This is a genomic window from Streptomyces sp. NBC_00376 (assembly GCF_036077095.1).
Classification (GTDB): Bacteria; Actinomycetota; Actinomycetes; order Streptomycetales; family Streptomycetaceae; genus Streptomyces.
Map to the genome: position 1 here is coordinate 240870 of NZ_CP107962.1, position 26341 is coordinate 267210.

The following is a 26341-nucleotide window of genomic DNA, read 5'->3' on the forward strand; positions in this document are numbered from 1 at the left end:
GTGCACCACCACGTACGGATGAGAATGCACCGTTGTTGATGTACTGCGTGGCTGGGGCCGGGAGTCTGCTGTCGTCTGGTCGGGGTCGGCGGAGGGCGGCTTGCAGTGGTGTTGGACCCGCATCGGTGGCTGGAGCTGAGGCGGTTTCGCGGTCTGTACGAGTCCGGTGCGATGAGCCTGCGGGAGATCGCGAAGGAGACCGGGCTGAACCGTCGCACGGTCGCCAAGTACCTGTCGGGCGAGGTGCCGGTTGCGCCGCCGAAGAGGGCGGCGAACGGTCAGCCGCGCCAGCGGGTGGTGGACGAGGTCGCGCCGCTGATCGATGCGATGCTGCGGGCGGAGATCCTGCTCAAGGGGGCGGTGATCCACGAGCGGCTGGTGGCGGAGTACGGGTTCACCGGCAATTACCAGCGCGTGAAGATGTACTTGCAGGAGGCCAGGCCGCGGGTCGCGGAGGAGCTGGGCATCAGCCCGGGTGAGCTGGCCGGGCTGCACCGCCGGTTCGAGGTGGTGCCCGGAGCTCAAGCCCAAGTCGACTGAGGTGACGAGGGCAGGATTCTCGCCCATGTCGGGATCCCGAAGGTCTACTCGTTCCACATGACGCTGTCGTACTCGCGGGACCCGTTCTGCTGCTTCACCACCAGCCAGGACCTGGCCACGCTCTTCGACTGCCATCGTCAGGCGTTTGTCCACTTCGGTGGTGTCCCGATGTCGATCGTCTACGACCGGACCAAGACCGTGGTCCGTCGGCATGTCGCCCCTGGTGAGGCCGTTCCTCTGCATCCGGAGGCGGTCGCATTCGCCGGTCACTACGACTTCGATCCCGATGTCCTGGCCGCATACAGGCCCACTGGAAAGGGCCGGGTCGAGCGCCAGGTCCTGATCGTCCGCGACCACGTCCTGGCCGGACGCGCCTTCTCCTCCACCGAGGAACTGGACTCCGCGTTCACTGCCTGGGTTCCGCTGCGGCGGGCCAAGGTCCACGGCACCCACGGCGAGGTCATCGGTCTGCGAGCGGTCCGTGATCACATGGCTCTCCGCCCACTGCCGGCTACTCCATATGTGGTCGCCCAGCGGCATCTCCGCTACGTCGGCAAGGACTGCCTCGTCGCTTTCGAAGCGAACCTCTACTCGGTGCCAGCTCTACGGATCCGCCCGCGGCAGCTGGTCGAGGTCAGGGCCACGAAGTCCCAGGTCACCCTCCATGCCACCGAGCTGGGCGCTCTCCTCCGGCCAGCGGGACCAGAGCATCCCTGGTGGGGCCGGCACTTCTCAGCCGGGTGGGGAACGAAGGAGCCGTTGGTCTTCCAGCCCGTGGTGCCCGACCTCGTCGCCGAAGTCGACACCGATACGCTCTCGACCTGGGCAGGCACCGGCATCCGGTGCGCTACCTGCGGATCCGTGAGGACATGGCCCCGGCGACGTCCGGGAATGACCGTCTCTCACCAGGCCAGCCTTGCGCAAATGAGAGCTGGTCATAGTCCTAGCCCCGGCCTTTCAGGCGGCCTGATCGAAGCCGGCCGCGGCCGGGTCTTGCCCGCGCAGAGGAGTGAAGTCCACGTCCAGCTTCTGGTCGTATGCCTCGGGCTGGATGCGTGCTGTATCGCCGAACCGGTTGATGTGCCCAGTCAGATACGGCGAGATGTGCGCCAGGTCCTCCGGCTCGATCTCCCAGCCCTCCTCCCGCAGCGAGCATTACCGCAAGGTGTATGCCTTGCTCCAGCGGGCCCTGGTGGAGTCGGACAAGGCGGGCATCACGACCTTCGTGATGCGCGGGCGCGAGTACCTCGTCGCAAGGGGCTCGCCGGAGTTCACCTCGCCACCGACATCCCGGTCTACCTCTGCGACCTTGCCAGCCCACGCCGACCAGCTCAAGGCCGTCCTCGCGAAACGCTCGGCTGGGAAACCCCAGCCGAACGCCTGTATAAACTGCTCACGGCCTGATCAACACGACCACGTGTTGCGACGACCCCTGAAACCGCCGCGTGCGGTTCCGGGGCCCTTCGCGGTGTGCGGGCGACGCGGTCACTCGGCCTTGATGGCCGCCAGCATGTTCAGCTTCGCCGCGCGGCGGGCCGGCCAGACCGCGGCCAGCATGCCGACCACGGCGGACAGGGCGAAGAAGATGCCAATCCGGCCCCACGGCACGACCAGCTCGTACGTCGTGAGCGAGGCGCTGATCAGCTCACCGGCGGCCCAGCCGAAGAACACGCCGAGCCCGATGCCGAGCACCCCGCCGAACAGGGAGATCACCAGTGACTCCAGACGCACCATGCGCTTGACGCCGGAGCGGTCCAGGCCGATGGCACGCAGCATGCCGATCTCCTGGGAGCGCTCGAAGACCGACATCGCCAGCGTGTTGACGACACCCAGGACGGCGACGATCACGGCCATGGCCAGCAACGCGTACATCATGTTCAGGAGCAGGTTGACCGACTGGGAGATGCCCTCGGAGATATCGTCCTGGTCCTGGACGGAGATCGCGGGGTTCTTGCCCAGCGCGTCGATCAGCTGGTCCTTGGTGGCCTCGGTGGCGCCGCCCTTCGTCGTGACCATCACCTGCAGGTCGCTGACGTGCTTCTGGTGCGTGCCGAGGACGCTGTTGTCGACGAGGATCTGCCGGATCATCTCGTTGCCCTTGTAGACACCCGAGACGGTCACAGTTTCCTTCTTGCCGTCCTCGAACGTCACGGGGAGACGGGAGCCGACCTTCCAGCCCTTCTCCTGGGCCGTGCCGCTGTCGATGACCGCCTTGCCGCCGGCCAGGCCGTCCAGGGAGCCGGAGGAGAAGTCGAGACGGGTCAGCTCACCGAAGGCCGCGCCGCTGACGCCGGCCAGGTATGTGGTCTTGCCGCCGATGCGGACGGCGGAGCTGCGCAGCGCGCTGGAGGCGGTGACCTCGTCGAGAGAGGAGAGCTTCTTCTCCACCTCGGGGGAGAGCGGCGTCATACCGACCATGGACACCACGTAGTCGGCCTTGAGGGAATCCCTCGCCATCTTGTCGAGGCCCTTCTGAACGCTGTTCCCGATCACCGTCAGACCGGTGATGAGGGTCAGGCCCACCATCAGGGCGGAGGCGGTGGCCGCCGTACGGCGGGGGTTGCGTACCGCGTTCTGCCGGGCGATGGTGCCCGCGATGCCGAACGCGCGGAGCACGGGCCCGGCGAGAGCGATCAGCGGACGGGACAGCAGCGGCGTCAGGACGAACACACCGATCAGCAGCAGCACCGCGCCCAGGCCCATCACGGCCTTGCCGTCCTTCATGCCGGTGGCGACCAGCACGGCGGCGACACCGGCGCCCGCGATGAGCGCGCCGACGGTGTTGCGGACGATCAGCGACTTGGTGGTGGCGGTGGCGTGCACGCTGTTCATCGCGGCGACCGGCGGGGTCTTCGCGGCGCGGCGGCCAGGCAGCCAGGCGGCGAGGACGGTCACGCCGACGCCGACCAGCAGCGCGGTGAGGACGGTGGAGACGGAGACGACCAGCGGGCCGTCGGGAACGATCGCGCCGGTGCTGCTCATCAGGGCGCGCATCCCGGCTCCGATGCCGACGCCGATGGCCAGACCCGTGACGGCGGCGACCGCGCCGACGACCACGGCCTCGATGAGCACGGAGCGGGTGACCTGGCGGCGGCTCGCGCCGATCGCGCGCATCAGCGCCAGTTCCTTGGTGCGCTGGGCGACCAGCATGGTGAAGGTGTTGGCGATGAGGAAGACGCCGACGAACAGCGCGATGCCGGCGAAGCCCAGGAGGCCCGTCTTCACGCTGTCCATGCTCTTCTCGGTCTGCTCGGCGTCGTCTTCGGCGAGCTTCTTGCCGGTGGCGGCGTCGGCACCCTTGGCGGGCAGGACCTTCTCGATCTCCGAGAGCAGCGCGGTCTGCGAGGTGCCCGGAGCGGCCTTGACGTGGATCTCGCTGTAGCGGCCGGGGCCGGTGAACAGCTTCTGGGCAGTGGCGTTGTCGAACAGCGCGAGGCTGCCGCCGGCCGTGACCGCGCCGTCGTCGGTGGTGAAGACGCCGGTCAGCGTGGTCTTGCGGACCGGTCCGTCGACGGAGACGCGGACGGTGTCGCCGACCTTGTAGCCGGCCTCGTCGGCGGTCCGGGAGTCCAGGGCGATCTGGCCGGTGCCGTGCGGGGCGCTGCCGTCGCGCATCGGATAGCGGGGGTCCTTGCCGTCGGCGCCGGGGTAGTAGTTGCCGCCGCGGGTGGAGAATCCGTGGCCGATCAGCTTACCGTTCTTGTCGGCGATGGCGGTGAACCCGGTGACCGTGCCGGAGACCGATTCGGCGCCGGGCACCTTGGCGGCCTGGTCGAGCAGCTTCCGGTCGAGGGAGGGCCGGGCGCCGGGGCCGGTCTGGGAGCTGTCCGGCTGGATGGCGACGTCGACGCCGGCGTAGCCCTTGAGGGCGCTGTCGCGGAGGGCTTCGGAGATGGTCGAGGTGAAGACCAGGGTGCCGGAGACGAAGGCCACGCCGAGCATCACGGCGAGGACGGTCATCAGCAGCCGGGTCTTGTGCGCGAGCACATTGCGCAAGGCGGTACGGAACATGGGTGAGTCAGTCCTGGAGAAGAGGGGCGAAGTACGGTCGGCTGTCGGGGTCAGCTGGTGCGTCCCTTGGCGTCGAAGCCCTTCATCCGCTCCAGCACCTTGCCAGCGGTCGGGTCGGGCATGTCGTCGACGATCCGGCCGTCCGCGAGGAAGACGACACGGTCCGCGTAGGAGGCGGCGACGGGGTCATGGGTAACCATGACGACGGTCTGGCCCAGCTCGCGTACGGAGTCGCGGAGGAAGCCGAGGACCTCGGTGCCGGAGCGGGAGTCGAGGTTGCCGGTGGGCTCGTCCGCGAAGTTGATCTCGGGCCGGGAGGCCAGTGCGCGGGCGACCGCGACGCGCTGCTGCTGGCCGCCGGAGAGCTGGCCCGGGCGGTGATTGAGGCGGCCGGAGAGGCCGACGGTAGCTACGACGCGGTCCAGCCAGGCGCGGTCCGGCTTACGGCCCGCGATGTCCATGGGCAGGGTGATGTTCTCCAGAGCGGACAGCGTCGGCAGCAGGTTGAACGCCTGGAAGACGAAGCCGATCTTGTCGCGGCGCAGCTGGGTGAGCTTCTTGTCCTTCAGACCGATCAGCTCGGTTTCCCCTATGCGGGCGGAGTCCCCGGATATCGTGTCCAGCCCGGCCATGCAGTGCATCAGCGTCGACTTGCCGGACCCGGAGGGGCCCATGATCGCGGTGAACTGGGCCTGGTGGAACTCGACGGACACGGCGTCGAGCGCGACGACTTGAGTGTCTCCCTCCCCGTAGACCTTGGTGAGTTCCGTGGCGCGGGCGGCCGCCGTCGTGGCGTAACTGGCAGAGGGACGCCGAAGTGAATGGTGGTCACCGGGAGGACTCCTGTTGGGACATACGGGCCGCCGGAGGCGGCACGAGGCCGGAGAGGCACGGGGTCGGATTTCGACGGTGGCTCAATCGGCCGTGTCATGAGGACCCCTCCATCGTCGCCACGGAAACCGGCCCGGACGTCAACCCGTGTGACCGTCCCAGGGACAGTCCTGGGGCGCAGCCGTAACCTGCACAGTCATCCCTGGGGATGATTAGGCGCCCTGACGAAAGTCGCGTGCGGGTGCGGTGCAGGCGATCGAGCAGGCCCACGCCCAGTGTCGCCGCCAGGCCGCGGCGACCGAGGCCGCCGTGCTGCGTCAGGCCCGCGCAGCGCGCCGTCCGCGTACAAAGGGCGGCAGCGTGACTCACCCAGGCTCATCGGCCCCTGGTGCACCGTACGGAGGGCCCGCAGCGCGGCCCGGGCGCACATCGGCTGTTTTCACGGGGATCTCCCGGCATCATGTCGCTTGCTTGGTCGAGGAGTTGGCCAGGCCGTGGCAGGCTGTTGTCGAAGGATGCCGTTACGGAGCACGCGGTGGGGCCAGGAAGCGGACTGCGGGGGCCGGTCCACGGCACCAACTGGTTTTCGTCGACCGGTTGACGGCTACATTGATTCACCTGCGGCACGATCTTCCGCACTCGGTGCTCGGGCTGCTGTTCGGCGTCGACCGTTCCACGACCACTCGCGCGATCGACGAGATACGTACCCTGCTGGCCGAGCGGGGATGTGCGGTCCCCAATCGTTCCGGCCTGCGGCTGCGGTTCTTGGCGGATGCCGTTGTGCCTCCGAGCGGCAGCACTGTTCCGGGACCGTGAACCGCCTGAGCATCAGCTGGTAAAGTGCGCGTCTTCGCTGCCCGCCGTCCTCGCTGCCCCGTGCAGCAGGGACAGACGGTTTGGCCACTCGCCGCCGATTGTCAGACCCCGGCGGGCACCGTGGCCTGCATGACAACGGACTACCCCCGCTCCGCTCGGTGCCCAGCCTACGGCACGTACACCACGTTCGGATCAGTGCTGGCCGGCGCGGGACCGGTGCGCGGGTCGTGGCTGGGCTTGGCTGCGGTGAGCTGGGCCTGGGTCAGGCGGGGGCCGGTGGGTGAGGCATCGCGGACGAGGCCCTGACGGATCGCCTCCTTCGCGCTGATCTTCGGCGCGGGGGCGGGCTTGGACGCGGCGAAGGTCGGCGCGAACAGCCAGTGGTTGCCGGACGGGGCCCAACCACCTTGCCACTGGGTGCCGTCCCAGGCGAAGGCCCCCGCGTTGGTGGCGTACCAGCGATCGCCGCAGGCGAGGTTGGGCCGTAGGTACCATCGCGGATCCCAGGCGCTACTCGTGTTGAAATTCCAACCAGTGAGCAGGTTGTTGCAGCGGAACCAGACGTTCGAAGGCGCGTCGTAGGCCAGGACTTCGAACTGGACCGCGATATATCCGGCGGGCAGCTCCTTCTGCGTCTTGCACCAGCCTTCGTAGTATCCCCACACCTCGATCCCGCCGACGGAGTAGCCGCGGTTGTCGTAGCCGTTGGAGATTTCGGCGTAGGTCTTCGTGCAGAGGCTGGCGCTCTGGTAGCGCCACGGTTTTTCGTACACGACGTGGGCGTTCGCGGAGCCGGTGAAACCAAGCAGCATGATGCTGGCTGCCATGGTGGCGGTCAGGGCGCGGGCGAGCGATCTTGGCTTCAAGCTACTTCCCCCTGGAGTCGGTGGTACCGCCTTCGGACGGGCGCCCACTGTGCGCTCAGCGGTTGCCCGAGGCAGGGTGACAGTGACCGTTTCGGGTCGGCGCCTCGAATGGCGCCGGGGCCACGTGCTCCCCGTTCCCTCACAGTGTGGCGCGCTGTACTGGCTACGAATTGGCAATGCGTGCAGCGCTATTTGTGACTCAGCACATGACGCTGAAGCCTCCCGGTCATCAATAACCTCGGGCATCGCGAACTGGTCGTCGATACCGCTGCATATCGGTCAGTCGGCCGGCGAGCACTCTCTACGCTCGGCGGCGGTGGCAGCCGTCGGGGACCAGACCAGTCAGGCCCCCGCCGTGAGCCAGGCCAGGAGGCGGTGGAGGGTGAGGGTCTAGTGGCTCCGGCCCCTTCGCGTGACTGTAGCCGCGGACTCCGATCAGGTCCGGACGGCCGTCTCCCAGGGCGGCACCTGCCCGGGCCTGGCCGATCCGCCTGCAATTCCTTTCTGGAGATTCCCCGCCCCCGACCTGAACATCGCTAGGGCCTGGGGACATCGAGGTCGTCATGGTTGAGCACCGCGTGCGCGCGGCCTCGATGCGGCACTAGCGTCTCGGGTTCCACAGGGGGCGACCCGGCGCAGGCGCGACCAGGTCGTTGAGGAACGGGTCTGTCCCTGTGAGGGCGCGGATCAGCAGGGCGACCATTCCCATGTCGTAGCGGCGCCAGTCCGCCTTGTCCCACACAACGACCGACCAATCATCCGGGTCCGAGGCTTCGGTCAGCCAGAAGCACTGCTCTCCGCCGACACCGCCGGCCCAGCTGAGCAGACCGCCGGGCTCGGGATGGAAGGCGTACGGGAACAAGGCCGGGAAGTCCTCACGCAAACCGCGCAGGAGAACGCCGATTTCGGCGGCCCTGTCCAGCATCACCCTCAGAGTGGTGACTCCGGCTTCGGCAATGTGCAGGGGCCACGGGGTGGACAGCGTGAGTCGGCTGCCCACCGTCCCGGCCCCGAAGCTGTCGACAAACGCTCTGTAGTCGGCGGGCAGTTCGAGACCGAACACGGTCAGGGACTCGCACCAGGGCAGCGCCGAACACGCCCCGGGCACGACCCCGGCGACTCGCGCGAAGGCGGCGATGTCGTCCCGCACCACTACTGCCTCACCACTCCTCAGGGATTGAGGTAATGCCCGTCCTTGACGTTCTGCACCGTGCCACCACCGGGGACCGCGAGCGGATACGGATTGCCGCGGGAGTCCCAGGCCGTGAAGCTGAACGTGAACGCGTACGGGATCACTGCATCGTCGTCTTTGTACTTGGCCAGCGCCGTCATCCTCACGATGCCTTTCTTCTTGGCGAGAAAGATGCGGACTGTGGACTCGATGCGTGTCATGGCGCCAACGTTCACGGGTGTGGCCCAGCACGGCGTGAGGTTGCGCTGGTAGCCGTGGCCTCCGAGTGACTTGGCTACCAGGTGACAGCTGTTGACCAGCACCTCGTCATCGTCCGCGTTCGGGTACAGGGCTTTCGCCCGTTGACGGGCTTCCTTCATGCCGGGGCTGTTGCTGTCGGAGGCGGTGCCGTCGCCCACGGGGCTCTTCAGGCACGCTGTGACCGCGGTAGCACGCTTGTGCGACCCGGTCGGGGCGTAGTAGATCCAGCCAGCCCCGTTGGACTCGACGACACCGTCTGGCGGGCGCTGCGTCAGGCAGGTCGGCTTATCGGGCTTGTCACTGCTCGACGTGCTGGGAGAAGCCGGAGCTCCGCCGGAGCCTGTGCAGCGCGCGCCGACCCTGCGCAGGTCCGTCCACTGGTGGGTGCCCGACTCGTTGACGATGACGAGGCGGTCGACTCGGGGGCCGCCGCCGTTCGGCTGGCACAGGCTCTCCCGCGCCTGTCGGAACTGCTGTCCCGTCGAGAGGAGTTGTTCCAGGCCGGTCGTGGTGGCCAGTGCCAGGACCGGGCCCACGCCCGGCTCGAGGTTGATCTGCAGCATCCGTTCGAAGCCGGGCGGTGCTTTCTTGTTCCCGGCGTTCGTGGATCCTTCCTGTTCACCGTTGAGCTGCTCGGCGCCGAGACTCATCTGTGGCCCGAGCTGTCCCGGGATCCGCACGGTCTTCGCCCGCACGGCGCGCTTGGTCTCCTGGCCCTGACGGGTGGTCGTGTAGAAGTAGTCGGCCTGGTAGGTCTTGCCGTCGGTCTTGTACGGTCCGGCCCACGTGACCTTCGCCTTCGGATCGGCACGCAGCAGCTGCGCGATCTGCTGCAGGACACGTCGGTTCTCGACCTTGTCGGTGGTGGGGAGGATCTCGCGCAGATCCTCTGGGTTCTTCAGGCGGCGGGATTCGGCGATTGCCCCCAGAGCAGGCATCACGCCCTGGCTGAGGGCCTCTTCGAGCGCGTCGACTGCCTTGTCACTGGCTGCCGTATCGCTGGTCGGTTTGTCCTTCGTCATCAAGTCCAGCAGCTTCGCCACAGTGGGCTTCAGCGGAGTGGCGACCGAAAGGTCGTCCGGCCGCAGGTTGCGTGCGTGCAGACGGCTGCCCACCTTGGGGTCCGATCCGTACTCGGCTGACGAGTACACCCAGGCGTAGTCCGTGTGCTTCACGGTCCGCCCGGTGCCCCACGCGATGTTGGGCCGGCTGCCGCTGACGTTCTTGGACTGCTTGGGCTTCAGGGTGCCCAGGGGATGGGGCTGGTCCGGCACGCGCGGGAGGCTGAGATAGAGGGTGGCCGCGCCCGCCGCGTCCCCGATGTTCGTGACCGTGAAGGAGTACTCGCACGGATTGCTCGTGCACAGGTACTCGCTGTCGTTGGTGATGGTGAAGTCCGGTCCCATGGACTTGGAGACCACCTCCGACGACGTGGCGGGCGCGACAGCGGTGGCCGCAGCGGAAGTGGCGGCCGACCGGACCGCGGCCGCCTGCTCGGCGGTCGCCGGCTTCGGCACCATCAGGAGGTACGCGCTGTAGCGACTGTCCGCGTAGTCGGCGGGTGTGACCGTGGTGTGGGAGTCGGACTGCTCCGCCCTGCCCATGGTGCGCTGGGGCGAGTGCCAGGCAGCTGGCTTGACCGGGCTTTGGTGGCTGGGATCCCCGCCGATGGCAAGCACGGTGTAGGGAGAGTTGTCTGCGAGGACGACGGTCCAGCCCTGTGCCGTGTACGAGGTTGCCTTGTGCCCCTCGATTGTTCCCGCGTTCTGCTCCACGGCTTCGGGATCGGAGGTGACTCGCGTGACCACCGAAGCAAGTGACTTCGGCGTCAGAGAACCGGCGTTCACGGCGAAGTTGTTGAGCATGTAGTAGCCCGAGCGCTTCTCCGGCGCAACCCAGTGGCCGGTGCTGGTCAGATCCCTACCGTACGAAGGGCCCTGCTGCGCCCAGAACTCCGAGTCGCCCTTCAGGTAGAGCTGGTCACCGGACCACGCCATGGTGGATTTGCCGGCCACAGGTTGGCTCAGGGTTCCCGATGCCTGTCCCTGCGCGGTCACCATCAGGTCTGCGTGAGTCACTGACCCGTCCTCGACGGGGGCATAGGCTATCGACATGTTCGCGGCCGGTAAGGAACGCAGCGCCCGGGCTGCCATCACCCCTCGCTGGGCTGGTGGTACATGAGAGGTGGAGGCTTCCCCGCGGGAGCCGGGTTCGCTCGGCCACAGCACGTACACCAGGCTCGCGAGCACGGCCAGCGCGACGCCCACGGCGAGGACCGGCAGGGTGCGCCCTCGTTGGAGCAATGAGCTGGCCGACCGCGGCGGCTGGACCGGAGCAGGCACCTCAGGCGGACGGCTCGGCAGCGGGGGTACGGCAGGTGGTTGGGTCGGCGGAGGAGACGCCGTCAGGGGTTTAGGCGGCACCGTGGTGGGCTGGCCCGACAGAAAGGGGGGTGCCTTCGGTGCCGGCGGGACGGCGCCCGAGGGCCGCGGCGTCGGGGGTGCCGGCCGGTCGGGGCCGGACCGTCCGTCGGCTCCGTCCTGGTCACCAGATCCCGACTGCCTTTGTTGGTCCCCCACAGCAACTCCCCCAAGTGGCTTCTACTGGTCTTGGCGTCTGGAAGATACGGCACCCTGCGTAGACGTTACAGAGCATGAACGTGCCTTGTGTGCCAAGGACTTGGCGATATTGCAGAGAGACGGTGATAGACACCCAGCCGAACGTCGCTGAGACCCCGTGTACGCGAGCTGGCAGCTCCTGCGTTACCAGCACGACCCTGACGAACGGAACTGACTTGCGGCCCGACCACTGCCGAACGCGCGGATCGCTGGGCAGGGTGGGAGAGCACGTGGGCACCGTGCGCACTTGGCGGGGCTGCTTCGCTGAACTGGGCCTGCCCGGGCTGGCCGAACGCAAGCTCCAGGCCGGCCTGCCCCTTCACTGCATTGCAAGCCGCCCAGACGCAGACGGGCGTGCTGCATGCCTGGCGGGCACCGCTCGCGGGGGGGGTGCCTCTATGTTTGAACCGCCCCGGGTTTGATGGAGATCATCAAGACCCGGAAGGATGCCGATCATGGCTGCTCCCCGTAAGTACCCCGACGAACTGCGTGAACGCGCGACGCGTCTGGCCATCGAGGCCCGCAAGGACCCGGCCGGCCGGGTCGGAGCGATCAAGCGGATCGCCGACCAGCTGGACGTGCACCCCGAGTCCCTGCGCGGCTGGGTGAAACGGGCCGAGATCGACGAGGGAGTCGTGCCCGGGACTACTAGTTCGGAGGCTGCCCGGATCGCGGAGCTGGAGCGGGAGGTGAAGGAACTGCGGCGGGCGAACGCGATATTGAAGTCCGCCTCGGCTTTCTTCGCCGCGGAGCTGGACCGTCCACTGCGATGAAGGTCGCCTACATCGACCAGTACAAGGAGACGTTCGGCGTCCAGCCGATCTGCGACGTCCTCGCCGAGACGGACGCGCCGATCGCGCCGAGCACCTACTACGCTGCTCACACCCGTCCGCCGTCGGCCCGCAGCCTGCGCGACGAGCAACTCACCCAGGAGATACGCCGGATCCACGCCGACAACTACGGTGTCTACGGAGCCCGCAAGGTCCACGCCGCCCTGGTCCGCGAGGGAGTCGAGGTGGCCCGCTGCACGGTCGAACGCCTCATGCGTCAGGCGGGGCTTCGCGGCATGATCCGGGCCAAGGGCCCGCGCACCACCCGCCCTGCTCCGGAGACCGACCGTCCGGCCGATCTGGTCGAGCGGCAGTTCACCGCAACTACTTCGAACCAGTTGTGGGTTGCCGACATCACCTACATCAGAACGTTCTCCGGCTGGGTCTACGCGGCCTTCGTCATCGACGTCTTCTCCCGCATGGTCGTCGGCTGGCAGGTCGCCACCAGCCTCTACACCGACCTCGCCCTTCACGCGCTGGAGATGGCGATCTGGCGCCGTCGGCACACCGGCGCCGACCTCACCGGCCTCACGCACCACTCCGACCGCGGCGTTCAATACCGTGCCATTCGCTACACCGAACGCCTCGCCGACGAGGCGGCCGTGGCCTCGGTCGGTTCCAAGGGCGACTCGTATGACAACGCCCTCGCCGAGGCGTTCAACAGCCTCTTCAAGGCCGAACTGATCCGCAACAAGGGCCCCTGGACGTCCATCAACGACGTCGAGATCGCCGTCGCCGAGTACATCGACTGGTTCAACCAGAGGCGCCTGCACGGCGAACTCGGTCACGTCACCCCCGCCGAGCACGAAGCCGCCCACTACGCGGCCCAACCCCCAGCATCACTCCAGAAAACCAGCTAATGCCGTGACCGGCAACGTTTGCCCTGTTGTGATGTGACGCGCCGTCCGGGTGCTGTGGTGGACGGAGCGTGGGCGTCATTCTGTCCGGGTGGCAGAACGAGTGCGTGTCCGAGAGATCGATGACGATGACGGGCGGCGGCTGCTGCGGATTATCCGCAGAGGCACCGGGTCGGTGGTGACCTGGCGGCGGGCCCAGATGGTGCTGCTCTCCGCGCAGGGCATGCCGGTGGCGAAGATCGCCGAGGTGTCGTTCACCAGCGACGACCGGGTCCGGGACGTGATCCACAACTTCAACGCCGACGGCTTCGACTCTCTGTATCCGAAGTACGCCGGTGGTCGGCCGAAGACGTTCACGCTGCCGGAGCGCCGTGAGATCAAGAAGATCGCGAAGTCCAAGCCCACCGAGCACGACCTGCCGTTCTCGACCTGGAGCCTGTCCAAGCTGGCGGACTTCCTGGTCGCCGAGGGGGTGGTCGACGACATCAGCCACGAGGGCCTGCGCATCCTGCTCCGCGAGGAGGGAGTCTCCTTTCAACGCCTGAAGACCTGGAAGACCTCCCGTGATCCGGACTACGCGGCCAAGAAAGCGCGCGTCGAGCACCTGTACGCCATCGCCGACGGCGAGGTCATACCCGAGGACGGCGAACCCGAAGTCATCTTCTGCATGGACGAGTTCGGGCCGCTCAACCTGATGCCCCACCCGGGCCGGCAGTGGGCCGAACGCGGCGGCAAGCACAAGAGCCCCGACCGTGAACCACGCCGGCGGCGACGGGCGACCTACAACCGCTACGGCGGAGTGCGGCACCTGTTCGCCGCCCTGGACCTGGCCAAGGACAAGCTCTACGGCCACATCAAGCCGATCAAGAGGCGGACGCAGTTCCTCGAGTTCTGCCGCTACCTGCGCACTCTGTACCCGTCGACGGTGCGGATCGCGATCGTCTGCGACAACTTTTCCCCGCATCTGACCACGAAGAGGTGCCAACGGGTCGGCACCTGGGCCGCGGCTAACAACGTCGAGATCGCCTACACCCCGACGAACTCCTCATGGCTCAACCGGATCGAGGCCCAGTTCACGGCCCTGCGCTACTTCACCCTCGACGGCACCGACCATGCCGCCCACAAGGAACAGGGCAGCATGATCCGCCGCTACATCATCTGGCGAAACCGTCACGCCGACGACCAACGCCTACGCGCCGTCGTCAACAGGGCAAACGTTGCCTGATCCGGCACTAACTCACCCTCCACGAAACCCGGGGCTTGACACAAGGACGTGGGACGTAGTTCTTCCACAGCTCAGCCGGGCATGGCGGAGTCTCCAACACCTTCCCGACCAAGCCCGCCTTTCGCCATTGGACATGCGGAACGATCCAACGATGGCCGCTGTGCTTCCGTGGGCACCACAGAACTTGGAGTAGATCGCACCCTTCGGGAAACGGGACGGTGCCAGGAACGCTGGTGCGGTAGATCTGCACGACAGGCACCATCGGCGACCCCTCGCGCTCGGAGCACAACGGCCAGGCCACCTCGGCCGGCCACAGCAGCGGGCCTCCGACCGAGCTGTCCCGGCACGTCGGCTCACCCACACGTGGGTGAAGCCGCAGGGTCTCTTTCCCAAGGGGCGCCACCTCGGGAAACAGCATTGTCGGGCGGAGTTCGTGCCCGCACCACGATCCGCTCGCCCTCGTCGACCACATCCTCGATGGCCAACGAGGACAACCCCGAAAACACCGTCTTCACGAGCTCGTTGACATCCTTCACGCGAATGCCAACGACCCTCACGACTCTCCGTTACCACCGAAAGTGAGACAGGGCCTTTGATTAGACACTCCCCCGCCCGACCACCGAGTACGATCACGGCGAGTAGCGGCTGCCAGATCGCGGCACGTCCCCGCCCCCTCGCCCCAACCCGCGCCTATTCGCGCGAGTTGTAAGTGGTGATGTGGACGGGACCCCCGGTGTAGGAAATCCCGTCGAGGACCGAGGACGGGATACGGAAGACCCGGCCCGGGGCCGCAGGCCAGGCGAGGGTCCGGCGGGCGACGATACGGCCGTCCTGGCGGACCGTCACCTTGGGGAAGCGGACGAACTCGTCCGTCCAGAGCAGGAGCCGGTCGCGGGCCGGAGCCGGATCGCCGGGGCGGAGGATCTGCGGTGCGATCCAGCGGAACGGGGCGTCGGCGATCAGACGGACCCCCTCGGCCGGCTCATGCCTTCCGTCCAGGTGGTTGATGACCTGCTGGGCGACGTGCCTACCGTCGAGGGCGGCCACGTCGGCGGTGTCAACGGGATGGAGCATGTTGCCGGCGGCGAAGACTCCGGGTCGGCTGGTCCGCAGCGCGGTGTCTGTGAGGGGGCCGAGGGTGTGTTCGTCGAGGGTGATGCCCGCGGAGCGCACGAGTTCGTGGTCGGGGATCCAGTCGCCGCTGAAGACGACGGTGTCGCATTCGACGGTTCGGCGCTTGCCTGTCTCGAGATTCTCGATCTCGACAGCCTCGCAGCGGCCCTTGCCCATGACCTGGGTGACACGGCTGCGGGTGGCAACCGGAACGCGGAGGATGGTGCGGCCGGCAGCGTTGAAGGCGCCGTAGGACTCTACCTTCGGGTACTTGCTGATCATGAGCGCGGGGGTACAGCCGGCTTCGCGGAGGGTCATGGCCGCGGACCAACTGACTAGTTCGCCACCGACGATGACGGCCCGCTTGCCGACGGGCTGATGGTGGAGGTGGACGAGGTTTTGAAGTTGTCCGGTGGTATAGACCCCGTGGGGGCGATCTCCAGGGATGCGGCGTGCGGTGCGGGGCCTTTCGCGGGCGCCGGTCGCCAGGACGATGGCCCGGGCACGAATCTGGTAGCGGCCTTCGGGGCTGGTGACGTCAACGGTGTGCTGATCGGACCAGTCGGTGACCATGGTGCTGGTGCGGATCTCCGCTCCGGACCGTGCGGCCCGGTCGGCCAAGTGGCGGGCGTAGGCGGGGCCGGTCATCACACGGCGTAGGTCTCGCAGGCCGTATCCGGTGTGGTCGCTGTGCCGGGGAATGCCGCCGGCCTGCTTCTCCCGGTCGACGACCAGGACCCGCCCGGCGCCGCGGTCGGCGATTTCGGCGGCTGCGGTGAGCCCTGCGGGGCCGCCTCCGATGATGAGGACATCGGGCTCGATGAGGGGCAGCTGGTGGGTCATCGGTTGTCCTTGTGCTGGCTGCAGCAGCCGTCGTTGGTCTGGTGCCGGGTGCGCAGGGCCGCGACGGCCGCGCCGCAGAAGAAGCCCTGGCAGCGGCCGTTCATGGCCCGGGTGCGTCTGCGCAGCCCTTCCAGACTGCGCGCGGGCACCGGGGCGTGGCAGGCGTCGCGGATCTCACCCTCGGTGACCCGTTCGCAGAAGCAGACGATGGTGCCGTAGGCGGTGTCCGCGGCAATCAGGTCGGCGTCCTGGTAGGGGCGTGTAGTGGCTTCGCCGATGTTCGGCATCCGGGGCGGAGCGGGCAGGTTGCTGCGGCTGCGGAGCCCGGCACCGGCTTCCGACAGGAGCCCGGCGACGTGTTCGGCGATGGCGATGCCCGCTGTCAGTCCGGTGGAGCGAATGCCGCCCACGAGGAGGTACCTCTGCTCGGGGGTGGCTTCGATGAGGTAGTCGTCGCGGTCGATCGCGGCGCGCAGTCCGGCGTAGCTGGCGGTGACCTCCTCGGTGAGCAGGCTCGGCATGAGCCGCGCGCCCTTGCTGAGGAGGAAGTCGTAGCCGTCCTCGGACGTGGAGGTGTCGGTGCGGTCGGTGAGGTCCTCGGCGGTGGGGCCGAGCATGACGTTGCCGTAGATCGTCGGGGAGATGAGCACTCCCTTGCCGCGGGAGGAGGGAACCGGCAGGACGATCTTGTCGGCCTTGGGCCGTGCCAGCTTGTCGAACACGAACAGCTCGCCGCGACGGGGGGTAACCGTGAAGCGGTCATGGCCGAAGAGCCGGTCGATCGTGTCGGCGCCGAGGCCTGCCGCGTTGACGACCCAGCGGGCTCGCACGTCGCCCTGGGCGGTGTGCAAGGTCGTCGCGTCGTCGCGCACGTCGATGCCGGTCACGGCGTGTTCGAGCAAGATCGTCGTCCCGCGTTGCCTGGCGTCGGTGGCCAGGGCGAGGTTGGTGGTCCATGTGCAGATGATGGACTCGTCGGGAACCGTCAGGCCTCCGAGCACGCCTTCGCCCAGATCGGGCAGGACCTGGTACACCTCGTCCGCGTCCACGATGTGGCAGTGCTCGTACCCGTTGGCCTCGGCCTTTTCCTTCAGGCCAGGCAGGGCGTCGAGCTCTTCCTGGTTCCAGGCCACCAGCACGGCGCCGGTGTGCTCGACGGGGATGCCGGTGGCCTTGGCGTAGTCGCTCAGCAGGTGGTAGCCGCGAGCCACGAGCCGGGACTCCAAGGTGCCCGGTTTCGCGTCGAAGCCTGTGTGCAGGATGGCGGTGTTTGCCTTGCTGGTTCCGTCTCCGACGTCGTCGCGGGCTTCGAGCAGCGCCACGGAGACGTCGTAGCCGGACAGTTCGCGTGCGATGGCCGAGCCGACAATGCCTCCTCCGATCACCACGATGTCGAAGACCTCGGGGTGGGGACGGTGGGGGGTGGGGGTCATGAGTGGTCTCCCTTGGTGGCACACGCCTCGGCGGCCTGTGCCCATGTGGTGCGGAACTCCTGGGCCCGGTCTTCGGACCAGCGGGGTTCGTAGACGGTCGCCGGCTGCCAGTCGCCGACGGCCTCTTCGAGGCTGATGGCGGGGTCGAGGGCGCAGCGGGCGAGCGCGGCAGCGCCGAGGGGTGTGGCGTGCGCGTTGGGGTAGATGTCGACGGGGAGCTGGGCGATGTCGGCCTGGGCCTGCATGAGGGCGGCGGAGTTGGTCAATCCGCCGTCGACGCGCAGCCGGTTCAGGGGCCGGCCGAGGTCTCGGCCGACAAGGGCCGTCAGCTCGGTGACCTGGGCGGCTATGCCCTGGAGCACGGCCAGGATGAGGTGCTCGCGGCGGGTGGCCAGCGTGATGCCGGTGAGGGAGGCCGTGGCCTCGGAAGCCCACCACGGAGCGGCGAGTCCTGCGAATGCCGGGACGCACATGACGCCGTTGCTGTCTTTCGCGACCAGCACGTCGATTTCGGTGGCGGACTGAAGAAGACCGAGGTCCTGCAGCCAGCGCACGGCCGATGCCACGGTGTAGACCTGGCCGTCCACGCAATACAGGGTCTGCCCCGCGGCCTGCCAGGCCACCGACGTCGTTAGGCCCGCGCTGGAGCGCACGGGGTCCGATCCTGTGTTTGCCAGCAGGAACGCGCCCGTGCCATAGGTGCACTTGGCCGTGCCCTGCTCCAGGCATGCCTCGGCGACCAGAGCGGCCTGCTGGTCGACGATCAGGCCGGCCACGGGCATCTCCTGTCCGAAGGCGCGCGTGGTGCCGACCACCTCGTCGCTGCCGACGATGCGGGGCAGCCGCTCGTCGCCGAGGGAGAACAGATCAGCGAGACGCCCGTCCCACGCCGCACCGTCCAGGTCGAAGATCAGAGAACGGCTGGCGGTGGAGGCGTCGGTGACGAACTCTCCTGTCAGGTGGTGCACGAGCCAGGTGTCGGTGGTGGTCACCACCCCGTCACGGGTGAGGTTGCGGCGCAGCCACGCCATCTTGGGCGCGGAGAAGTAGGGGTCGAGAACGAGACCGGTGCGCTGCGCGATGGCCTCGCGGTGCTCGGCCAGCTCGGCACAAATGCTCTCCGCACGGCTGTCCTGCCAGACGATCGCCGGGGACAGCGGCGTTCCCGTGGCTTCGTCCCAGGCCAGGACGGTCTCTCCCTGGTTGGCCAGGGCCACGCCGTCAATGGGCCGGCCGGCCATGCTCACGGCCCGGCGGCCGGCGGTGAGGACGGAATCGAGCAGTTCGTGCGGATTCTGCTCGACACCCCCTCCGGGCAGGTAGGCGGGGCGGATGGTCTCCTCGGCTATGGCGACCGTTCCGTCCTCGGCGTCGACAACGATGGCTTTGGTGCCCGAGGTGCCCTGGTCGATGGCGAGGATCGTGGTCATCGCAGGGCCCCTTCCGTGTCGGCCGCGGAGGGTGCGGTGGCGTTGTCCAGGGCACGGTCGACGTCGGCCATGTCAGGCATGGTCAGGGCGGCGCGGCCGCGCCGGACGAGGAGCGCCGCCAGGTAGACGGCGCCGATCCCGCACAGCACCAGGACGTAGGCCCAGGGGCCGCGGAAGGAAGCGTCCCGGAAGATGAGCAGTTCGTACACCAGCCAGACCCCGGCCAGAAGCAGGACCGGGACCTCCCACCGCCCCAGGGAGAAGCCGCGCGACGGCGGCAGGGAGGAGCGCTTGGCCGCGTACATCGCGACCGTGCCGGCGTAGATGACGGCGGGCAGCAGGGTGGCGGCGGAGAACAGCTGGAACAGGGCGTCGGTGGAACGGGAGAAGACCGCGAGAACGATCTGCGCGATGAGCATCATGAACACCGTGGCGTTCAGCGGCGTCGCCGTCCGCGGGTGGATGCGCTTGAGCAGGCGCCATCCGGGGAAGCGCTCGTCCCTGGACATCGCGTAGACCAGGCGGGTTCCGCTGAGGGTGATCACCAGCCCGCAGGAGAAGATCGAGACCACGACGAGGACCAGGAGGCTCTTCCCCACCACAGACCCGAGCACGGCGGTGATCACGGTGGCCACCGGGGTGGCCGACTCGGCGGCGCCGTCGACCCGGCCGACGGCGGCGGTCACGGCGACCAGGAAGAGAAAGCCGAGAACGCCCAGGGAGAGGACGGCCTGGACCATCGCCTTGGGGATGACGCGGGCGGGGTTCTTGGTCTCCTCCGCCAGGTTTGCCGCGGACTCGAATCCGACGATGGTGAAGGCGCCGAGCAGGAACGCCAGGGCGAAGGGGCCGGCGTGGGTTCCGCCGCCCAGACCGTAGTAGCCACTCTCCGGGATCGTCGCGGTGTCGAACAGGTGGGCGAAGTCGAGCTTGCCGGTGAAGTAGCCCACCGCGAACAGGAGCGCCGTCAGCGTGATCATGCCGATGAGCTGCGCTGTCACTGCCGCGCTGTTGACCTTGTGCGTGATACGCGTGGACGCGGCGACCAGCAGGGCCTGCAGCAACACCACGCCGGCCGTGATGACCCAGGCGTTCTGTGTCGTGCCGACGTACTGGAACAGCTCGGGGAGAATCGTGGAGGCGATCGTGTAGTCCACTGCGACCACGACGACCCCGAGGAAGGCGAACGAGATCCAGCCCATGATCCAGCCCCACACGGGCCCGACGATGCGCGACACCCACTGGTAGGAGTAGCCGCTGATCGGGATGCGCGCCGCCAGCGCTCCGAAGACGAGGGCGACGCAGAGCTGGCCGATCACGGAGATCGGCCAGGCCCAGATGCCGCGCGGGCCCGAGGTGGCGAGCACCGAGCCGTAGGCCGTGAAGATCCCTGTCGCGATCGACACGAACCCGAACGCCACGGAGAACGAGGCGTACCAGCCCAGCTCCCGCGCCATCACCTGGTTCGCCCCGCCCTGCTGTCCCTCAGCCGTTCTTGGCGCCTGAGCACCTGCTTCTGATTTGGCCATGACCTCGTTCCCTGCTTCAGAGTGCCCCGCCGTCGCTGCGGAAGCCAGTGGGTGATCGAAGAACCGAATGCGGTCGGCATCAAGGCCCTCCTCGCAGGAATGCGCTGGAGCCTGTTCGTGGGGATGGCCGCGAGGACCCGCGGTCCGCGCCACCTCGACGCCGGTCGACAGCCCACTCGTGACCGCTTATGTGGACTATTGACTGCTGAGAGTGTGGACCCCTGCCCGTTTTCCGTCAAGGGTTAGCGCTCCCGACCTGATGAACGATCGCTGATCGCCTAGCAGAAGATGCCTTGAGCTGCGGAGAAGAATAAGTTTTTGAGGCCGTCGGCGATGTGCTCCGCACGTCACATGAGCCCTAGAATGCAGTCAGGGTTCCACAGAAACAGTCAATCAGAGAGGGCTGGATGTGCTAGCAGCCGAGCGTCACCGCAGGATCGTCGCCGAGATCGCTCGGCTCGAGTTCATCACGACGGACGACCTGACCAGCCTGCTGAGCGTCTCCCACGAGACGATCCGCAGAGACCTCGCCCTCCTCGAGCGCCGCGGCGAGCTGGCGCGTGTCCACGGAGGGGCCACCGCCGTCCGGTCACCTGTCGGGGAGGAGGCCTCCTTCAACGAGCGCAGAGGCGCTTTCCTCGCCGCGAAGCAGGCCATCGGCCGAGCCGCAGCAGCCCTGATCGAACCCAACCAGACGGTCGTCATCGATGTCGGTACCACGGCCCTGGAGGTGGCCCGTGCTCTGCCCGCCGATCACGCCGGCGTCATCGCCACCCCTTCCCTGCTCGTGGCCGCCGAAGTCAGCTCCCGCCCACAGGTCGTGGTCCTGGTAAGCGGCGGGCGGCTGCGCGGTGGCGACCTGGCCTGCTCCAATGCCCAGGCCGTCGAGTTCTTCGACAATCTGCGCGCGGACGCGGTCTTCCTGGGCTCCGGAGGCATCGCCTCCTACGGACTGACCGATTTCCACCTCGACGAAGTCGCGACGAAGCGCACCATGCTCGCCAACGCGTCCCACCGCTACGTGCTCGCCGATTCCAGCAAGTTCGGACGCACGGCCGCCCACCGCGTCTGCGAACTCGACGGCTTCGACACCCTCATCACCGACAGTCCTTGCCCGGACGGCCTGAGCGACGCCCTCGCCGCGGCGGGCAACAACATCGTCGTGGCCTGAAGGCGATACAGCCAACCGCTCCCTTCGGCGCCGACAGTCCCCCTCGCCTCCGGCGCGGCAGGGGTTCTGCCCCTCTGAAGAGCGTCGCGCGGAATCCGGCCGTTGCACCACAGTCGTACAGACGATCCATCGGCACCCCCGCCTGGACCTCCCCTTGACTCCCACCGGCCACCGCATCCACAATCGCAGACAAAAACGGTCAACTTTCCACACGCCCGGGCAATCGGAGTGGCAGCGCATCATGGCAGGACCGAAACCGACGCGCCGCAACCGGCCTTCCGCAGCCAAAGGCGCCGACGCAGCAGCGCAGGCGCCCGAGATCTTCGGCCGTACCGACGTCGGCCTCGCCTCGGTGGGCGCTGTCCACGGCGAGAGCTCCGCTGTCACGATGGTCGCCGAGGTAAGCGCGCTCGCTGCCGTAGACCTTCTCGTCCAGATGAAAGCCGACGCCTTCCCACAGTGAACCCAGCCAACGAAATCACTTCGATCTTCGACCTCGACGGCGTCCTGACCAGTGAGGACACGATGTCCTCACTGGTCAGAGCTCGTCTGGCAGCCCGTCCCCTCCGGTTCGCCGCGGCAATCCCACCGTTCTTGCTCGCCTCGGCAGCACCGCCCGATGGCGCGCTGAAGCCCGCGATGAACCGGGCGATCGTGGCCTTGACGCTGCGCGGAATGACCCGCAGCCAGTACGAGGAACTGGCAGCCGAGACGGGCCGGGCCATGGCAGCCCGGACAGCGGTCAGACAAGCTGTGGCAAGGTGCCAATGCGCCCGCGGTCGTGGTCCGACCGTCGTGGCGACAGCCTCGGAGGAGAACCTGGCTCGTGCATTTCTGGACGGCGTCGGGTTGCACGGCATCCCTCTGGCCGCTTCCCGGCTCGACTTCACCCCACGGGGGCCCCGACTCATCGCCCACAACGTGGGCGAAGCAAAGATCGATGCCGTCCGGGCGCTGGGGTTCGCCCCGGAGGACGCACTCCTTTACACCGACTCGGCCAGCGACCTCCCGCTCGCCTGTATCGCCCGCCGGACCGTCACTGTCAACGCCGCCCGCCGCTCGATCGCGAAGCTCACCGACGCTTCCGCAGACATCCGCCACGAGCGCTGGCGCTGAGGCGACACAAGCTGTCCCAGGTTTCCCTTTCCATGACCACCACTGCCGCATCCAGCAGCGAGATGGCCATACAACCGCCGCCCGGCCCACCAGGAAACCGAGATGCGTTGCTGGATGCGACGGCCCCGGCCGGCTGCGGAATGGCGCCTCTCCTGCGCGCCGGAGCCGATCACGCGGCAGTCCGGGCCTGTCAATGCGGCGGTCCTGCCCTTCCGAACAGCGGCAGTCGACGTCATCGCCGATGGCCGCATGGGGCCCGGAACGGCGCCTTTCTCCTGCCCCGGTGCCGGGCGTCGAGCCGATGTCCGCCGGCGTGCAGGCCAGTGGCTTCAGGGAAGGGTTTGTAAAGTTAACGGCCCTGTCTCCCTTTCGGTGGTAACGGATGGTGGCGCTACCCGAGGAGGATGCGGTGGTGAAGCAGGGTGAAGCCTGCTCGTCCGTGCATCTGGCGTGCGATCCGCTTGGTCTTGGTGTTGACGCCCTCGGTGGGGCCGTTGCTGTACGGGAGCGTGAGCGCGGCGATCACGGCGTCGCGCTCTCGCTCCAGTCCCCAGGTGAAGACGTGGATATGCGGCAGGTCGGCTGCGCGGGCTGGGTGATCCAGAGTTCGAGTGTCGGCGACGGCGCGGCGCCCGGGCGCCGCCGGGACGCCGAGCTGACCGCCGACCTCGACGTCCTGCGCTGCTATGCCCTGCGCCCCTGACCCGCCCCGGCTACCCGATGGAGAACCCTGATGAACACCGAGTCGGACACCGCCGAGACCTGGAACCTCTACGGCGCCCACCAAATTGCCCGGAAACTGCAGCTGCCGGAACTGGACCGGTGGGACTGGGGAATCCCGGGCACCGGCCCCGGCACCACGCCACTCGGCGAGGTAACAGGACTTCGCGTCCTTGACCTCGGCAGCGGGCTCGGCCGACACGCCGCCCACCTCGCCGCCCTGGGTGCCGACGTCACCGCCGTGGACGCCTCCCCCACCCAGCACCAGCGCGCCCTCGCCCGCTACCCGCACACCCCCGGCCTGCGCCTGGTGTGCGCAGACGCCGTGGCCCACTTGCGCGACGCCAACCCGTACGACCTCATCTACTCCGTCGGCTCCATGCCGTACCTGGACCCCGACCGCCTTCTGCCCGCCCTGGCCAACGGCCTCAAACCGGGCGGACGCCTGGTCTTCTCCGCGCTGTACACCAACTCGAACGGCACCGGGCCGTCAGCCGATGTGGCCCCGCGGCCCGAGATCCTGCGGCTGCCCGGCACCACCGAAGACCATCCCGTGAACATGTGGGTCCTCACGCCCCGGCTGTGGAAGGATCTCCTGGCCCAGCACGGCCTCACTATGGAGGCGGTCACCGCGATCAACTCCCCGAAGCCGGACAACGCCGTCTCCTACCGGCTGTATGCCGCCCGCCGCCCGCTGAACCACAAGACCTACCTCCAGGCCCTGCAGTCCGTCGCCGCGGCCGACGAAGCCGATCTGCTGGCTGCTGTTCTGCGCGATGAGGACACCAGCATGGCCGTCAGCGCGGTGAGCCGACACCTGGACCGCCGGGCCACCGAACTGATCACCGACCCGGCATTCACGGCATGGGCCCAGGCCATGTCCAGGGTGATCGACCAGCACGACTTTCTCACCACCCGACTCCACGAATGGCGCTTGCTCAGGACCCTCGCTCTGAGAGAGCCGTGGGCCGCCGAGGAGCTCACCGATGCCTCCGACTGGCTCCAGCGCACAGCCGTGACCACACAGATCGTCACCGCACCCGACGTCCTGCGACTACTCGCAGAACGCGGGCGGACCCGCCGAGTCCGCAATGCGGCACACCATCGACTCCATCACCTCAAGAAACCAGGCTGACTTAATCCACAAGTCTTGACTATTGCTCGTTCCCCCTCCCTCCGTGCCTCACGGGAGCAGGGGGCACCCCTCCCGTGCGGCCCTGATGTGCTCAGGCTTCAGCGCGTCCTCGCCGTACCGGGCGGTGAACGCACGCACGCGGCCGAGGGGCGAATCTGGCGGAGGCGGCTCCTCACTCAACGTGCCGCCGAGGAGCAAGGCGCCGAACGCTGCGCCTACGTCTTGCGGGTTGTCCATGTCCATGCAGGGACGGTAGGCCGAGGGTCTGACAGTCGGGTGACCAGCGTCACGGGCGGGACGTCCGGACTGGCAGCGCGCTCGCTCCGTATCAGTAAGTGAGGGCGCCTCGCTCCCGACGCTCGTCGAGTGGTCGACGTCACAGCCGATTCGTCCGGACTTACGGCCCGCTCGATGGCTCTTTGTGGGTAGAGGCTCGTCGCTCATCGAGTGACCGGGGTCACGCCGAGGCGACCCTGACAAGCGGTGTCGGCGTGCTTTGAACCGTGACCCCCTATCGGTCGATGAAAAGTGACCCCTTCCGTGATCAAGTGATCAGTCTGGCTCCATGGGAGTCAGGTGGAAGAGGTGATCGGTGTGGAGGACTGGGCTGAGATCCGGCGGCTTCACCGTGCGGAGGGAATGTCGATCAAGGGGATCGCGCGGCATCTGGGGATCGCCCGGAACACTGTGCGGCGGGCCGTGGCCAGCGACGATCCGCCGAAGTACCGGCGGGCACCGAAGGGCTCGATCGTGGACGTGGTGGAGCCGGCGATCCGCGAGTTGCTGGCGGAGTACCCGCGGATGCCCGCCACGGTGATCGCCGAGCGGATCGGATGGGAACGGTCGTTGTCAGTGCTGAAGCGGCGGGTGCGGGAACTGCGGCCGGTCTACCTTCCGGCGGACCCGGTCTCGCGGACGGCGTATCAGCCCGGCGAGCTGGCCCAGTGCGATCTGTGGTTCCCGCCGGTGGACATCCCGCTGGGCTTCGGGCAGACCGGGCGCCCGCCGGTGCTGGTGATGGTGGCCGGATATTCCCGGGTGATCACCGCGAGGATGCTGCCGTCGAGACAGGCCGCCGACCTGGTGAGCGGCCACTGGGACCTGCTGTCCGGCTGGAACGCGGTGCCCCGGGCACTGGTCTGGGACAACGAAGCGGCCATCGCACGCCGCCGGGAGGGACGGGTCGTGCTCGGTCATGAGTTCGCCGCGCTGGCCGGGCTGCTGGCCTGCAAGGTGATCCTGTGCCGGCCCCGCGACCCGGAGGCCAAGGGTCTGGTCGAGCGGGCCAACGGCTATCTGGAGACGTCGTTCCTGCCCGGCAGGGTGTTCACTTCCCCGGCCGACTTCAACACGCAGCTGGCCGCGTGGCTTGAGGTCGCCAACCGACGGGTGCACCGCACTCTGGAGGCGCGTCCGGCCGAGCGGTGGGAGGCCGACCGGGCCGCGATGCTGCCACTGCCGCCGACCGCGCCGCCGCGCTGGTGGCAGACCTCGGTGCGGATCGGCCGGGACCACTACATCCGCCTGGACACCTGCGACTACTCCGTCCACCCGGCCGCGATCGGGCGGATCGTGCGGATCGAGGCGGACACCGAAACGGTGCGGGCTCATCTGGACGGCCGCCTGGTCGCCGAGCATGCGCGCTGCTGGGCCCGCCACCAGACGCTGACCGACCCGGACCACGCCGATGCCGCCACGGCGATGCGGCGCCAGTACCGCCAGAGCGGGGCCGTCGCCGCGGCGGTGGAGGTCGCACAGCCGGATCTGCCGGCCTACGACCGCGTCTTCCATCTGATCGAGGGCGGAGGAGGAGAGGAGTGAAGCC

At 68.1% G+C, this 26341-nt stretch carries 17 protein-coding genes, 5 pseudogenes and 1 other annotated feature; of the genes and pseudogenes, 10 read left to right on the top strand and 12 right to left on the bottom strand.

Annotation, left to right across the window (positions count from 1 at the left end; translation table 11 throughout):
- Positions 1–105: 105 nt before the first annotated feature.
- Positions 106–1212: pseudogene (istA, locus tag OG842_RS44210) on the top strand (IS21 family transposase); the annotation flags it as partial.
- 285 nt (positions 1213–1497) lie between these two features.
- Here the strand turns inward: istA (OG842_RS44210) and OG842_RS45610 are convergent.
- Positions 1498–1689, bottom strand: a pseudogene (locus OG842_RS45610) (hypothetical protein); the annotation flags it as partial.
- Between OG842_RS45610 and OG842_RS44215 the strand changes: the two are divergent.
- Positions 1676–1795 (top strand): annotated as a pseudogene (locus tag OG842_RS44215) (Ku protein); the annotation flags it as partial. The pseudogenes OG842_RS45610 and OG842_RS44215 sit on opposite strands and share 14 nt — an antisense overlap.
- 230 nt (positions 1796–2025) lie before the next feature.
- Here the strand turns inward: OG842_RS44215 and OG842_RS44220 are convergent.
- Both OG842_RS44220 and OG842_RS44225 read right to left on the bottom strand, forming a co-directional pair.
- Positions 2026–4551, bottom strand: coding sequence for an ABC transporter permease (locus tag OG842_RS44220; protein ID WP_266738349.1), 2526 nt, complete (start codon positions 4549–4551; stop codon positions 2026–2028).
- Between the two features lie 50 nt (positions 4552–4601).
- Positions 4602–5453: an ABC transporter ATP-binding protein gene (locus OG842_RS44225; protein ID WP_401878979.1), complete on the bottom strand. Its 852-nt coding sequence runs from the start codon at positions 5451–5453 to the stop codon at positions 4602–4604.
- A gap of 376 nt (positions 5454–5829) precedes the next feature.
- On the opposite strand from OG842_RS44225, the pseudogene OG842_RS44230 reads away from it, so the two are divergent.
- Positions 5830–6156 (top strand): annotated as a pseudogene (locus OG842_RS44230) (helix-turn-helix domain-containing protein); the annotation flags it as partial.
- A gap of 209 nt (positions 6157–6365) precedes the next feature.
- Here OG842_RS44230 and OG842_RS44235 read toward each other — a convergent pair.
- From OG842_RS44235 to OG842_RS44245, 3 genes are all read right to left on the bottom strand, one after another.
- Complete coding sequence (locus tag OG842_RS44235) at positions 6366–7025, bottom strand: hypothetical protein (protein ID WP_328512783.1); 660 nt, start codon at positions 7023–7025, stop codon at positions 6366–6368.
- A gap of 640 nt (positions 7026–7665) precedes the next feature.
- Positions 7666–8217 (bottom strand): hypothetical protein, encoded by a 552-nt coding sequence (locus OG842_RS44240; protein ID WP_328512784.1) that lies wholly within the window; start codon positions 8215–8217, stop codon positions 7666–7668.
- 17 nt (positions 8218–8234) lie between these two features.
- On the bottom strand, positions 8235–10763 hold the full coding sequence (locus OG842_RS44245) for a DNA/RNA non-specific endonuclease (protein WP_266738345.1): 2529 nt from the start codon (positions 10761–10763) through the stop codon (positions 8235–8237).
- Positions 10764–11569: 806 nt separating this feature from the next.
- Between OG842_RS44245 and OG842_RS44250 the strand changes: the two genes are divergently transcribed.
- Positions 11570–12804, top strand: a protein-coding gene (locus tag OG842_RS44250; RefSeq protein WP_266738344.1) for an IS3 family transposase whose coding sequence is annotated in 2 segments (ribosomal slippage) — positions 11570–11849 and positions 11849–12804 — 1236 coding nt in all. Because the reading frame shifts where the segments join, the coding sequence is not laid out codon by codon here.
- Positions 11848–11976: a sequence feature (AL1L pseudoknot), on the top strand. (Overlaps the previous gene by 129 nt.)
- Positions 12805–12892: 88 nt before the next feature.
- A complete protein-coding gene (locus OG842_RS44255) occupies positions 12893–14026 on the top strand; it encodes an IS630 family transposase (RefSeq protein WP_328512621.1) in 1134 nt (377 codons plus the stop codon).
- Between the two features lie 690 nt (positions 14027–14716).
- Here the strand turns inward: OG842_RS44255 and OG842_RS44260 are convergent.
- Genes OG842_RS44260 through OG842_RS44275 form a run of 4 tightly spaced genes read right to left on the bottom strand, consistent with a single transcriptional unit; the run spans position 14717 to position 20374 of the window.
- Positions 14717–15982 carry an NAD(P)/FAD-dependent oxidoreductase gene (locus OG842_RS44260; protein ID WP_266738343.1) on the bottom strand — a complete coding sequence of 422 codons (1266 nt, stop codon included), beginning with the start codon at positions 15980–15982 and terminating at the stop codon, positions 14717–14719.
- Positions 15979–17415: an NAD(P)/FAD-dependent oxidoreductase gene (locus OG842_RS44265; RefSeq protein WP_266738342.1), complete on the bottom strand. Its 1437-nt coding sequence runs from the start codon at positions 17413–17415 to the stop codon at positions 15979–15981. The genes OG842_RS44260 and OG842_RS44265 overlap by 4 nt, the downstream gene beginning before the upstream one ends.
- Positions 17412–18845 (bottom strand): FGGY family carbohydrate kinase, encoded by a 1434-nt coding sequence (locus tag OG842_RS44270; RefSeq protein ID WP_266738341.1) that lies wholly within the window; start codon positions 18843–18845, stop codon positions 17412–17414. Before OG842_RS44270 ends, OG842_RS44265 begins: the two co-directional genes overlap by 4 nt.
- Positions 18842–20374 (bottom strand): APC family permease, encoded by a 1533-nt coding sequence (locus OG842_RS44275; RefSeq protein WP_072489731.1) that lies wholly within the window; start codon positions 20372–20374, stop codon positions 18842–18844. Before OG842_RS44275 ends, OG842_RS44270 begins: the two co-directional genes overlap by 4 nt.
- Positions 20375–20783: 409 nt before the next feature.
- Here OG842_RS44275 and OG842_RS44280 point away from each other — a divergent pair, with 409 nt between their 5' ends.
- From OG842_RS44280 to OG842_RS44290, 3 genes are all read left to right on the top strand, one after another.
- Positions 20784–21545 (top strand): DeoR/GlpR family DNA-binding transcription regulator, encoded by a 762-nt coding sequence (locus tag OG842_RS44280; protein ID WP_266738340.1) that lies wholly within the window; start codon positions 20784–20786, stop codon positions 21543–21545.
- A gap of 154 nt (positions 21546–21699) precedes the next feature.
- Positions 21700–22008: a hypothetical protein gene (locus tag OG842_RS44285; RefSeq protein WP_266738339.1), complete on the top strand. Its 309-nt coding sequence runs from the start codon at positions 21700–21702 to the stop codon at positions 22006–22008.
- Complete coding sequence (locus OG842_RS44290; RefSeq protein WP_266738338.1) at positions 22005–22661, top strand: HAD family hydrolase; 657 nt, start codon at positions 22005–22007, stop codon at positions 22659–22661. The genes OG842_RS44285 and OG842_RS44290 overlap by 4 nt, the downstream gene beginning before the upstream one ends.
- Positions 22662–23052: 391 nt before the next feature.
- On the opposite strand, the pseudogene OG842_RS44295 reads toward OG842_RS44290, so the two are convergent.
- A pseudogene (locus tag OG842_RS44295) lies at positions 23053–23273 on the bottom strand (transposase); the annotation flags it as partial.
- Positions 23274–23394: 121 nt separating this feature from the next.
- Between OG842_RS44295 and OG842_RS44305 the strand changes: the two are divergent.
- Entirely contained in the window at positions 23395–24516 is a 1122-nt protein-coding gene (locus OG842_RS44305) for a class I SAM-dependent methyltransferase (protein WP_266738337.1), read from the top strand.
- Positions 24517–24564: 48 nt separating this feature from the next.
- On the opposite strand, the gene OG842_RS44310 is transcribed toward OG842_RS44305, so the two are convergent.
- A complete protein-coding gene (locus OG842_RS44310; protein ID WP_266738336.1) occupies positions 24565–24759 on the bottom strand; it encodes a hypothetical protein in 195 nt (64 codons plus the stop codon).
- Between the two features lie 342 nt (positions 24760–25101).
- On the opposite strand from OG842_RS44310, the gene istA (OG842_RS44315) reads away from it, so the two are divergent.
- Positions 25102–26337: an IS21 family transposase gene (gene istA / locus OG842_RS44315; RefSeq protein ID WP_266738486.1), complete on the top strand. Its 1236-nt coding sequence runs from the start codon at positions 25102–25104 to the stop codon at positions 26335–26337.
- The last annotated feature ends 4 nt before the right edge of the window (positions 26338–26341 follow it).